Origin of the sequence: Corynebacterium sp. LaCa117 (genome assembly GCF_046717765.1) — a bacterium.
Classification (GTDB): domain Bacteria; phylum Actinomycetota; class Actinomycetes; order Mycobacteriales; family Mycobacteriaceae; genus Corynebacterium; species Corynebacterium kefirresidentii.
Window position 1 is genome coordinate 1,918,113 of record NZ_CP177102.1, and the last position, 13,004, is coordinate 1,931,116.

Below are 13,004 nucleotides of genomic sequence, written 5' to 3' on the forward strand. Positions count from 1 at the left end.
ACGGCGAGGCGGGCGTCTTTATCCTTTCACTTTCTCTCTTTTTGATCGCTGTTGTTGTAGTGCGAGGTATTGTGCCCAGGTGTGATTCCAGTGTGTTTGGTGTGCGGATAAGGGCCCGGTGGGGTGGTCAAGTTGGTAGGTGCCGTCTCGGTGGAGCCAGGCGATGGTGCCGGTGATGTGGTCGAGGATGTAGTGGACGCGGCGGTCGGTTTTGATGTTGTGGTGGTGTTGGCACAGATTCACTAAATTATCCGGGCTGGTGGGTCCGCCTTGGTGGTATTCAATGCGGTGGTCTAGTTGGCACTGTGTGGCGGGGATGGTGCAGCCGGGCCAGCGGCAGGTGGCGTCTCTGCCTTGGGTGTAGGCGCGGATGTCGGCGTTAGGGATGTAGGAGTCTACTTCGTCGGCGTTAAGCCGGCGGATGAAGGTGTTGTCTGTGGGGGCATGGTTGAGATTTATCCAACCTGCGCCGGGATGAAAGACGATATTGGTGTCTTCGTTGGTGGTGAAGGTGTTTATAGCGACGCTGGTATGGGTGTCTTCGAGGATGAGATCGATAAGGTGGGGTTGCCCGCAAATCGTGGACACGTAGTGGGGCTACCTAGTGCTTAGGCAGCTATTTCTTTTCTACTGGTGGTTAGACCAATGTGGTTTTCGAAGTCGACGGGGCTGACCATCCCTAGTGAGCGTGTCAAGTTGTTTGTGTGTGGGGCTAGGTTTATAGGTATTTGTCGAAGCGGTCGGGGTAGGCCACGGCCATCTGGTTAATGGCTTGTTTCCAGCCGGAAACTCGGGCTCCTTCCATGAGTCTGCCGGCTGTCGCTGAGACTCGTTTGCCTTGCTTTGCCCTCTTTGCCGCTCGTTTATCTTCAATGTTGCAGATCATCAACCACAGCGTCTTGAGCGCTGATTCATCGTTGGTGAACTGCACCCTGTTGCGGGTAGCTTTACGCAGTTCATTGTTGAATGATTCAATCGAATTCGTCGTATAGATAACCTTTCTGGCCGCTGGTGGGAACTGTAGAAACGGTACGAAACGCGCCCATGCATCTCGCCAGACCTTGACTGAGCGTGGATACTTTTCTCCCAATTCAGAGGCTTCAAATTCGTCTAAAGCAACCTTAGCTGTGGGTTCGTCCGCGGCGGTGTAAATCTTTTTCAACGCGGCCGATACGCCCCGGCGATCCCCGTAGGCTACCCACCGGTTAGCTGCACGAATCAGGTGCACGATACAGGTTTGCACCATAGAGTTCGGCCAGGTTGCCTCGACTGCTTCAGGCAGGCCTTTAAGCCCGTCACAGCAGACGATAAAGACGTCTTTGACCCCACGGTTAGAAAGATTGGCGCATACCTGCGCCCAAAATGAAGCGCCTTCTTCTTTGGCAATCCACAATCCCAAAATGTGCTTGATACCGTCAAGATCCACACCGATAGCCATGTACGCGGACTTGTTGACCACTCGGCCACCGTCGCGGACTTTAATGCGCAACGCATCCAGGAAAATGACCGGGTAGAACTCATCTAGCTGGCGGTTTTGCCAGACCATGACCTCATCGAGGACGGCATCGGTGACTGCGGAAATCGTCTCATGGGAAACATCAACACGCATCGCAGTTGCCATATGGTGCTGGATATCCCTAATTGTCATCCCACCGGCGTACAAGCTGACGATCATGTCATCGACATCAGTCAATCTCCTCGCGCCTTTAGGGACCATAGTCGGCAAGAATGTTCCCGCCCGATCCCTCGGGACATCAACGGTAACTGGCCCGTAGTTAGAATCCACGGTCTTTGGATACGACCCGTTGCGGTGATTGTCTGTCCCAGCAGCAGCTTTAGCGCTCCTGTCGCCAGACTCGTAGCCCAAATGCGCATCCATCTCAGCGTTGAGTCCCCTGGTAATCGAGGCCTGCAACATGCCGCGAACCAGGTCGTTGGCATCCGTTGTGGATGTGCCTAGGTCATCAATCAGCTTCGCGATTTCAGGGTTAGCAAGCAGCTTCTTTTCAATCGCATCAATCTTGGCCTTATCAGCCGGATCTCGTCGTGCCACAGTAGTCATTCTGGTCCATCTCCTCATGCAGGTTGGGAACCCACACACAAACCATCAGACACTCTCTCCCTAGTGCAGAGTGCCGGCGCCGACGGTTGTAAACGACTTCCATCCAGTAGGCAACGGCCTTGCGCGCGGCATCACGGGTTGGCCAACGCTTGCGGTCGTAGAACTCGGTTTTAAGCGTCGACCAGAACGACTCAGCCATCGCGTTATCAAAGCACACACCAGTACGCCCCACAGACTGAGCAATGCCCAGGTTATGGCAGACTTCCCAGAGCTTCTCGCTGGTAAATTGCGTTCCGCGGTCAGCGTGGAACACCAGCCCATTAGGAACGTCACCGCGCAGTGTATGTGCCATCCGCAGGGCCCGTTCGACCAGGCATGTATCTTGAACGCTATCCATTGCCCATCCCAGCACCCTGCGGGAATGGCCGTCGCGGACCGCACACAAGTACAACCATCCCTCGCTGGTGCGTAGGTAGGTAATATCCGACATCCACACTCGGTTGAGCTCACCAGTATCAAACATGCGCTTGACCAGGTCAGGAAGAGCTGACTTACGCTTGGATTGAATCGTTGTCACCGGGACAAAGGCACGCGGTGAAATCCCTTCAATGCCCATCATGCGCATCCGCTTAGCCACAGTCTTGCGATTCAGGGTGATCTGGTAGCGCTCGGTAAGTTCTGCGGTGATCCGCGGAGCACCATAAACCTCATCGGAGTCTTTCCAAATCTGATGAATCTTTCGGTCAACGCCATCGTAAAATGCAGCACGATCATTTTCGCCAGATAGTCGCTTCTGCTGCGTATCAGCCCATTTGTAGTATCCAGACCGAGACACTTTTAATAGCCGTGCCATGCGTTTGATGCTGTAGTTTGCCTTCTCCTGCTGCATCAATTCGAACTTTTCTGCTCGCGTTGCTTCGCGGCGAAGAAGGCTGTCGCTTTTGACAAAAACTCATTATCCATCTTGGCTTCCGCCAACTCACGGCGCAGACGAGCATTCTCAGCACGAAGATCCGCCTCACTCATCCCATCCGAGGCCCCTCGGCGTTCACGCTCGAGTTTGACCCACCGGCCTAAAAGCCCGGCGGAGACGCCAATCTCCTTAGCCACATGAGCGATCGGGCGCTCTGACTCGATTACAAGGTTCGCGGCTTCACGCCGGTACTCCGGCGTGTACTTCTTGCGCTGTTGACTCACAATGAACATCCTCTCCTACGGACACAAGATCCGCACAAATAGGGTGTCCACTAAACGAGGGTAACCTCAAAGGCCCTGCGCTGCGGTGGTGTGTGCCTTGTTGGTGTACACATCGATATGGCGGGCGATGATTGTGGCGGTAGCACTATCGCAGGTCAAAGATAGTGTAGTGGTGTTATCGGGGTTGTAGTTTATGCGGAGTGTGGGTTGCGGCTTTTCTTCTTTGTCTCCGGGTCGCAAGTGGGTGTCGATGAAGCCGCGGATGAAGCGGCGTAGTTCAGCATCAGTGGGTACTGTTTGATTCGGTGCGGTGGGCGTAAGGAAGTCTGCGAGTGCGGCGTCGATGGCTTCGAGGTCATCTAGGTTATTTTCCAGTCGGTGTAGTTCGCGGTCGATGATGCGTAATTTGGTCAGATCGAGGATCCAGTGGAGGCCTTGCACTTCGGTGACTAGAGGTAACTGGCGCATGCGGAAGTGGGCGCGCAGGAAGCCTTGGAGTTTCGAGTAGGAGATACCAAGGTCTTTGGCGAGACTGGTCAGGCTTAAATCAACATCTTCGTCTAGTTGGGGGAGGATTGCGCGGTAGAGAAACCAGGAGGTTTTGCGGGTGTAGGTGCCGGCTTGGCCGATGTGGTTGCCGGGTGCGTTAGTGGTGTAGAACGCTTCGGGCACATCACCGTCATCTAGAGGATCAGTATCGGGGTCGCCGGAAATGAGGAGGGTGTCGGGATAGTCGAGGGCGGTATCGGGTTGAGGTGGGGATAGTGTGGCAGTCACGGGGTGTACTCCAACAGGAAGCAGGGGTTCGTACGTGTTTTCTAACTAGTGACCTTATAGTAGCCCGAGTTACGGACATATGCGCGTAATGGGGGTGTTTTTGTTCGAATAGGTTGACCTAAACCCGCAGGGATCCCCAGAGTCGAGTGCCAATAGGCAACGGGGGTAAAAGGAATGGTTTAGAGTTCGTCGGCGCCGGCGAGCAAGGAGCGAATTTCGGGGCAGTCAGCAAACTTCCGCTTTAGCCGACCCAAGAATTCTTCAAAGGAAGTTGGTTCAGCAACCTTTTGGATTTTCCCGAGCAACTCATACGCTTGGTCGCGACCGTACTTGTTTTCCAACTGCTCCTCGACTTTTCGCATCAGAACAGGAATGGTCTCGTCCGGCAAGTCCGGAAGGAGATGTTCTGCCAAGCTCCATTCAATTCCTGCGTCCGAGGCTGTTGCCCAAGCACGCTCCGGATCATTTAGGCACAGGTACTGGAACATCGCTAGGTCCCATGGCTTATCCCGCAGGCGAGTCTGGATGAGTTCTGACGCGGTGTCCCCTACGGCCGCGAAAAGCCCACGCGCAGTCGATAGCATTGGAAAACTATCGAAGGCTATCCGGTGCACGGCGGGGCTGCGGTGAGGAAAGTGGTCGTCGCAAAGCGCGGCCCAAAAAGTAACGATATGGAAAGTATCCTCCGTGGGCAACGCCAGCATGGCCTTCTCTGAGTACTTATCGGCAAGCTCAAACTGACCTATCTCTGAAAGGGCGCGAATCAGCTGCTCGTATCCGTCCGTGTGAGTACGAAATACGTCCTCGACAGAGCCAGAAAGCACCGCCAGCCGACGCCTCGCATACGCTCCATGCGCCCGATCGCGAAGTTCCTTCACGCCCTCTGCCCCTAAAGATTCCTCGTACTGCACGGGGTCAACATCTATTTGTTCAGCATACGGCGACTCAAGAATACCCAAGAGCCACTGAGCCAAGTACAGCCCGTCAACCTTTGACAGTTGAGCTGCATGAGGTAGTTCCTGCGCCAAGCGCTCGGCACTCCAACGCACGGCTTCATTGACATCCTCAATAAGCGGCAACTGTTGCAGAACTTCGTCAACTGCCCGTTGCGCCACTGGAAAGATATTTTGAGCCTTGATTGGCTCAATACCATAGCCGGCTAAAAGATGAGGGGCAAAAATGGCAGTCTGGAGAAGCTCGCCGACCTGCCACACCTGGTCGGCGTACTGGCTCGAATCGTCGGGGTCAGCCAAGTTTAGTCCGGCGGGCTTTACAAAGTTAATGGTTGCTTCGGCAAGCGTCTGCCTTACTTCTGGCATTCCTTTAAATCCGAGAGGAATTCCTTGAGAGATTCTGTCAGATCCCATATTTGGTTACGCTCCTCCTCCTCAAACATGCGATCAACGAGGAATTCCACTCCGCCCAGTTCATCCGGATGCAAGCTGTCTAAATAAGCCAGCAGCTTATCGATGTCCTGCAAGCCAACAATTCCCTGCTCTACTTGTTCCACCACAGTAGAAATCTGCCTTTGGTCCATGCGTTTGAGCCTAGCAAAACGACGAAAGAAGAGGGCGGTGGTGTGCCGTCCTCTTCTTTGTTGTATTTTGTTGTGTTTGTGTTGTTTGGTGTCGGCGGTGACTTACTCTCCCACAACCTCCCGGTTGCAGTACCATCAGCGTGTGCAGGCTTAGCTTCCGGGTTCGGAATGGGACCGGGCGTTTCCCTGCAGCTATTGACCACCGACAAACTTTCAGAACAATACCCTCTTCATGGGTGTGTGGGTGTTGTGTCAGATACTGCATAGTGGACGCGGTCACGACAGTGACTGATTATTTTTGTTGTTGTTGTTTTTTGCCAGCACACATAGTGTGTGTTGGTGTTTGTTGTGGTCAATTAGTACCAGTAGCCTTCACACCTTACAGTGCGTCCAGGTCTGGCCTATCTACCCTATCGTCTTTAGGGGACCTTAACGAAACCTCATCTTAAAACAGGCTTCCCGCTTAGATGCTTTCAGCGGTTATCCCTTCCGTACGTAGCCAACCAGCGATACCCCTGGCGGGATAACTGGCACACTAGAGGTACGTCCGTCCCGGTCCTCTCGTACTAGGGACAGCTTTCTTCAAGTTTCAACGCGCGCGGCGGATAGAGACCGAACTGTCTCACGACGTTCTGAACCCAGCTCGCGTGCCGCTTTAATGGGCGAACAGCCCAACCCTTGGGACCTACTCCAGCCCCAGGATGCGACGAGCCGACATCGAGGTGCCAAACCATCCCGTCGATATGGACTCTTGGGGAAGATCAGCCTGTTATCCCCGGGGTACCTTTTATCCGTTGAGCGACACCACATCCACAAGTAGGTGCCGGATCACTAGTCCCGACTTTCGTCCCTGCTCGACATGTCTGTCTCACAGTCAAGCTCCCTTGTGCACTTACACTCACCACCTGATTGCCAACCAGGCTGAGGGAACCTTTGGGCGCCTCCGTTACATTTTGGGAGGCAACCGCCCCAGTTAAACTACCCACCAGGCACTGTCCCCAACCCAGATCATGGGCCAAGGTTAGATGCTCAATCCGATCAGAGTGGTATTTCAACAACGACTCCACCACCACTAGCGTGATAGCTTCTAAGTCTCCCACCTATCCTACACAAACCGAACCAAACACCAATACCAAGCTATAGTGAAGGTCCCGGGGTCTTTTCGTCCTGCCGCGCGTAACGAGCATCTTTACTCGTAGTGCAATTTCACCGGGCCTGTGGTTGAGACAGCAGAGAAGTCGTTACGCCATTCGTGCAGGTCGGAACTTACCCGACAAGGAATTTCGCTACCTTAGGATGGTTATAGTTACCACCGCCGTTTACTGGGGCTTAAATTCTCAGCTTCGCAGTCAAAGACTACTAACCGGTCCTCTTAACCTTCCAGCACCGGGCAGGCGTCAGTCCATATACATCAACTTAACGTCTTCGCATGGACCTGTGTTTTTGATAAACAGTCGCTTCCCTCTATTCTCTGCGACCCCACAACGCTTCCAGCCGCACGGACCTTCACATCGTAGGGCCCCCCTTCTCCCGAAGTTACGGGGGCATTTTGCCGAATTCCTTAACCACAGTTCACCCGAACGCCTTAGTATTTTCAACCTGACCACCTGTGTCGGTTTAGGGTACGGGCCATACACACACATCGCTAGAGGCTTTTCTCGACAGTACAGGATCACCACCATCAACCCCATCGGGTCTACGCATCACGCCTCAACCATAATGTGCAGCGGATTTACCTACCACACGGTCTGCACGCTTACACCACCAATCCAATAAGTGGCGTGGCTACCTCACTGCGTCACCCCATCACTTGAACCACACATCAGGCCCCACGACATCAACACCACCAGACTTCAAAGAAGACCAGCAATGCATCCGCGGTGGTTAGTATCAGTGCTTTATCATGGGCGCGCATGTACGGGTACCAGAATATCAACTGGTTATCCATCGACTACGCCAGTCGGCCTCGCCTTAGGTCCCGACTCACCCTGGGAAGACGAACTTGACCCAGGAACCCTTAGTCATCCGGCGGATAGGATTCTCACCTATCAATTCGTTACTCATGCCTGCATTCTCACTCGCACACAGTCCACGCCTCCTTACGGTAACGCTTCAACCCATGCACGACGCTCCCCTACCCAACAAAAAATTGTTGCCGCGGCTTCGGCGGTGTACTTGAGCCCCACTACATTGTCGGCGCAGAACCACTCGACCAGTGAGCTATTACGCACTCTTTCAAGGATGGCTGCTTCTAAGCCAACCTCCTGGCTGTCTTCGCGATCCCACATCCTTTTCCACTTAGTACACCCTTAGGGGCCTTAACCGGCGATCTGGGCTGTTTCCCTCTCGACTATGAAGCTTATCCCCCACAGTCTCACTGCCGTACAACACAATTAATGGCATTCGGAGTTTGGCTGACATTGCTAAGATTGTAGTCCCGCTCAACCAACCAGTAGCTCTACCTCCACCAAGCTATAATACGACGCTGCACCTAAATGCATTTCGGGGAGAACCAGCTATCACGGAGTTTGATTGGCCTTTCACCCCTACCCACAGCTCATCCCCGCAGTTTTCAACCTACGTGGGTTCGCGCCTCCACAACCTCTTACAGCTGCTTCACACTGGCCATGGGTAGATCACCCCGCTTCGGGTCCAGGACATGCCACTAAACACCCCATTAGGATTCGGTTTCCCTACGGCTACCCCACACGGGTTAACCTCGCGACATGCCGCTGACTCGCAGGCTCATTCTTCAAAAGGCACGCCATCACACACACAAAGGTGCTCTGACGGATTGTAAGCACATGGTTTCAGGAACTATTTCACTCCCCTCCCGGGGTACTTTTCACCATTCCCTCACGGTACTCATACACTATCGGTCACACTGAGTATTTAGGCTTACCGGGTGGTCCCGGCAGATTCACAGCAGATTCCACGAGCCCGCTGCTACTCGGGCAACCCAACAACCCACACATCATCATCTTCAGCTACAGGACTCTCACCTACTCCGGCAGGCCATTCCAAACCACTTCACCTAACAACAATGCGCAGACGCGGCAATGGTAGTCACCGCACATCAGGGCCCACAACACCGCACACACAACCCCTACCAGGTATCACATGCACACGGTTTAGCCTCATCCACGTTCGTTCGCCACTACTAGCAGAATCATTATTATTTTCTTCTCCTACGGGTACTGAGATGTTTCACTTCCCCGCGTAAACCCCCACAACAGCTATGAATTCACTGAAGGGTAACCCCACATAACCAGGGCCAGGTTTCCCCATTCGGACATCCTCGGATCAACGCTTAATTGACAACTCCCCGAGGCTTAACGCAGCCTTTCACGTCCTTCATCGGCTCAGCATGCCAAGGCATCCACCATGCGCCCTTAATAACGAACACACAAACCACCACACACAAACAAGCGCGAGTGGCCACACAAGTGAACTTGACAAAATAAACACAAAAAAGAAATCACACAAACACACACAACACACCACACAAAAGCGCAGCCTGCCACATGTGTTTAATGCTCGCGTCCACTATACAGTTCTCACACAACACCCCAACCACAAACCAGCACACACAAACCATGCACACCAGCAAAATGGTCAGGCACCAAAAAAGGGGATAATGCCCCAGACACCCAACAATGCACCAACATACAAACACTTACTTCCCATGTGCACAACACTGCGTGTCACAAAGCGCCATTCAAACACTCGGTCTTTGTCTTAAAGGTGTATCTTCCACCCGGAAATTTTCAAACAAACAACGTTGGCAGCATGACACTCGCACACTCAACCAACACCCACCACAACCGTGGCAGCACGGCACAACTGTGCCCAATAAATAAAGCTCCTTAGAAAGGAGGTGATCCACCCGCACCTTCCGGTACGGGTACCTTGTTACGACTTCGTCCCAATCGCCGATCCCACCTTCGACGGCTCCCTAACAAGTTTGGGCCACCGGCTTCGGGTGTTACCAACTTTCATGACGTGACGGGCGGTGTGTACAAGGCCCGGGAACGTATTCACCGCAGCGTTGCTGATCTGCGATTACTAGCGACTCCGACTTCATGGGGTCGAGTTGCAGACCCCAATCCGAACTAAGGCCGGCTTTCAGCGATTCGCTCCACCTCACAGTGTCGCTGCGCGTTGTACCGACCATTGTAGCATGTGTGAAGCCCTGGACATAAGGGGCATGATGATTTGACGTCATCCCCACCTTCCTCCGAGTTGACCCCGGCAGTCTCTCATGAGTCCCCAACCAAATGCTGGCAACATAAGACAAGGGTTGCGCTCGTTGCGGGACTTAACCCAACATCTCACGACACGAGCTGACGACAACCATGCACCACCTGTACACCAGCCACAAAGGGAAAGACTATCTCTAGCCCGATCCAGTGTATGTCAAGCCCAGGTAAGGTTCTTCGCGTTGCATCGAATTAATCCACATGCTCCGCCGCTTGTGCGGGCCCCCGTCAATTCCTTTGAGTTTTAGCCTTGCGGCCGTACTCCCCAGGCGGGGCGCTTAATGCGTTAGCTACGGCACGAAAGTCGTGAAAAGACCCTCACACCTAGCGCCCACCGTTTACGGCATGGACTACCAGGGTATCTAATCCTGTTCGCTACCCATGCTTTCGCTCCTCAGCGTCAGTAACTGCCCAGTAACCTGCCTTCGCCATCGGTGTTCCTCCTGATATCTGCGCATTTCACCGCTACACCAGGAATTCCAGTTACCCCTACAGTACTCAAGTTATGCCCGTATCGCCTGCACGCCCGGAGTTAAGCCCCGGAATTTCACAGACGACGCGACAAACCACCTACGAGCCCTTTACGCCCAGTAATTCCGGACAACGCTCGCACCCTACGTATTACCGCGGCTGCTGGCACGTAGTTAGCCGGTGCTTCTTATCTAGGTACCGTCACAAAAAGCTTCGTCCCTAGCGAAAGGAGTTTACAACCCGAAGGCCGTCATCCCCCACGCGGCGTCGCTGCATCAGGCTTGCGCCCATTGTGCAATATTCCCCACTGCTGCCTCCCGTAGGAGTCTGGGCCGTATCTCAGTCCCAATGTGGCCGTCCACCCTCTCAGGCCGGCTACCCGTCGCCGCCTTGGTAGGCCATTACCCCACCAACAAGCTGATAGGCCGCGAGCTCATCCTACACCGAAAAAACTTTCCAACCATCACACTAAAAATGGCTCCTATCCGGTATTAGACCCAGTTTCCCAGGCTTATCCCGAAGTGCAGGGCAGATCACCCACGTGTTACTCACCCGTTCGCCACTCGAGTACCCTGCAAGCAGGGCCTTTCCGTTCGACTTGCATGTGTTAAGCACGCCGCCAGCGTTCGTCCTGAGCCAGGATCAAACTCTCCACAAAAAAATTTCAGAACAAATCCGAAACAGGCCGTGAAAAGCCCGAAACCCAACAAAAGAACAAACCACCACAAACCACAAAGCAAAAACACTTCATAAAGCTCATGCTGGCGTCCAAAAAATTACTACAAAGAAAAAAATTACAGTCCCCTCAACCCGACGGGGTCAAAAAGAGGAAACCAAAAAAGGTAAACACAATCACATGCCAACCAATCCATCTCAATGCAGCCGAAACACCAAACAGCATTCAAAAAGGTACGTGTTCCACATACCCAACCGGCACACACCAACCAACAAACCAACCAAAAGGCTTATTGGCAGACAAACCAATCAACACACAACCATGCACACAAAAAATAAAAAGTACATTGGCACACTATTGAGTTCTCAAACATCATCACCAACCAACAAAAAATTAACTTCCCGTTAACCTCTCATCGGCAGCCCGTACAAACTTACTCAACTCAAAGAACAAAGTCAAATCATCAAACCAAGTCCGTACACAATGTCACCATCAAGTAACCTCACGGCAACCTCTCGGCGACTTGGATTAATGTAGTCCACCACAACCAAACAACACAAATCCCCAGGATAACGGGCATTATGGCAGAGTTTTACCTGGTTAAGTGGCCCCATAGCTACTAATGCCTCAAGGAAGCCTGCAATCGAGATGCTTTCTCCCATATTTGAAAGGCCTCTCTGGTGGACCGCTCACCTTTAGGTGGGCGATCCCTAAAAAATGGATTGGGGAGAGCGGACAATTATCAGCAAGATGACCACCGGGGGCAGATTCTAGTGGTCGTGGAAACACTTCCTATGTTTCGGTTGAGTTTATCAGTGCGGCCATTTTCTCGGCTGGTGTTTGAAAGCCCAGGGTTTTGCGGGGTCGGCGGTTGAGTTGCATGGCGACGAATTCTAGGTCCGCTGCACTATGGACGTTGAGGTCTGTCCCTTTAGGGAAGTACTGTCTTAGTAGTCCATTGGTGTTTTCATTGGTGCCTCGCTGCCACGGCGAACCAGGATCGCAGAAAAACACGGGACAGTTTGTAGCTACAGAAAAGGCCTTATGGCAGGCCATTTCACTTCCCTGATCCCAGGTAAGTGATCCTTTGAGATGATCTGGCAAGGTAGCAATCGCTTTTGTAAGTGCTTCATTTACTTCGGTAGCACTATGCCCATTCGGTAAATGCAGCAAGATGACATAGCGCGTGGTTCGCTCTACTAGCGTTCCAATTGCGGACTTATTACCCGCGCCTAGAATGAGGTCGCCTTCCCAATGACCTGGTACTGCCCGGTCGTCTACTTCTGCTGGGCGGTCGGAAATCATCACCATAGGGTCAACAAACCGCTTGCGGGCACTGCGCGTGCCACGAGGTCGACGTTGGGCGTGACCGCGACGCAGTGCAGCAGCGACTTCCTTTTTCAACTCGCCTTTAGCCTGGAAATACAAAGACTGATAAATCGTTTCAGGACACACGTACATAGTCTCATCACCGGGATAGCAGCTGCGCAACCTCCCAGAAATCTGCTCTGGCGAGTACCTATCTTTCACCATCGCCCAGACCACCGTGCGCAAACGTGGATTGGCATCAATCTTGCGCTTTTTCGGTCTAAACCTACGCAACACCGATTTACGGTGCGCATACGTGGGAAGATACACCCCAAATTCATCCCGGTTGCGTTTAAGCTCCTTGCTGATAGTGCCAGCAGAGCGGGCAAGACGCCGAGCTATCTCACGTACGCCTTTGCCTTGCCGGTCAAGATCAAAGATGAGCTCGCGCTCTTCTACCGACAAGTAGCGCGAAGAAATACGCCTATCGATACGCTGTTGCGGAATAACCTGGACTGGAACTGCTTGGCGACCATCAACGTACTCAATTACCTGCATAAGCCTGTTATACAGCGCCACATCCGGGCCAGCCGGGACAAAAGGCACACGCCCGGTAGAAAGCTTAATGACACCTTTGTCTATATCAGCAGCATTACGCGGATGAATGCCACAGGCTAAAGCTGCATCTTTGCGCCCTAAAGCATTCGCACGCAGTTG

General features: G+C 53.1%; 7 protein-coding genes and 3 rRNA genes. All 10 read right to left on the bottom strand.

Annotated elements, in window-relative coordinates:
• Positions 1-18: 18 nt before the first annotated feature.
• A complete protein-coding gene (locus ACLI1L_RS09380; protein WP_411707426.1) occupies positions 19-588 on the bottom strand; it encodes an HNH endonuclease signature motif containing protein in 570 nt (189 codons plus the stop codon).
• A gap of 130 nt (positions 589-718) precedes the next feature.
• A complete protein-coding gene (locus ACLI1L_RS09385; protein WP_302258674.1) occupies positions 719-2,062 on the bottom strand; it encodes an IS256 family transposase in 1,344 nt (447 codons plus the stop codon).
• Positions 2,031-3,268, bottom strand: a protein-coding gene (locus ACLI1L_RS09390; protein WP_411707427.1) for an IS3 family transposase whose coding sequence is annotated in 2 segments (ribosomal slippage) — positions 2,031-3,007 and positions 3,007-3,268 — 1,239 coding nt in all. Because the reading frame shifts where the segments join, the coding sequence is not laid out codon by codon here. The genes ACLI1L_RS09385 and ACLI1L_RS09390 overlap by 32 nt, the downstream gene beginning before the upstream one ends.
• 57 nt (positions 3,269-3,325) lie before the next feature.
• Positions 3,326-4,036 (bottom strand): hypothetical protein, encoded by a 711-nt coding sequence (locus ACLI1L_RS09395; protein WP_411707428.1) that lies wholly within the window; start codon positions 4,034-4,036, stop codon positions 3,326-3,328.
• Positions 4,037-4,215: 179 nt separating this feature from the next.
• On the bottom strand, positions 4,216-5,403 hold the full coding sequence (locus tag ACLI1L_RS09400; RefSeq protein WP_411707429.1) for a hypothetical protein: 1,188 nt from the start codon (positions 5,401-5,403) through the stop codon (positions 4,216-4,218).
• Positions 5,343-5,573, bottom strand: a complete 231-nt coding sequence (locus ACLI1L_RS09405) for a tRNA 2-thiouridine-synthesizing protein (RefSeq protein WP_086588990.1) — start codon at positions 5,571-5,573, stop codon at positions 5,343-5,345. The genes ACLI1L_RS09400 and ACLI1L_RS09405 overlap by 61 nt, the downstream gene beginning before the upstream one ends.
• 89 nt (positions 5,574-5,662) lie before the next feature.
• Positions 5,663-5,780: ribosomal RNA gene (rrf, locus tag ACLI1L_RS09410) — 5S ribosomal RNA — on the bottom strand.
• Between the two features lie 130 nt (positions 5,781-5,910).
• Positions 5,911-8,979 (bottom strand): 23S ribosomal RNA (locus tag ACLI1L_RS09415).
• Positions 8,980-9,443: 464 nt separating this feature from the next.
• Positions 9,444-10,961: ribosomal RNA gene (locus ACLI1L_RS09420) — 16S ribosomal RNA — on the bottom strand.
• The 16S, 23S and 5S rRNA genes sit together here, the layout of an rRNA operon.
• 810 nt (positions 10,962-11,771) lie before the next feature.
• Complete coding sequence (locus ACLI1L_RS09425; protein ID WP_239206889.1) at positions 11,772-12,845, bottom strand: IS30 family transposase; 1,074 nt, start codon at positions 12,843-12,845, stop codon at positions 11,772-11,774.
• Positions 12,846-13,004: the final 159 nt, after the last annotated feature.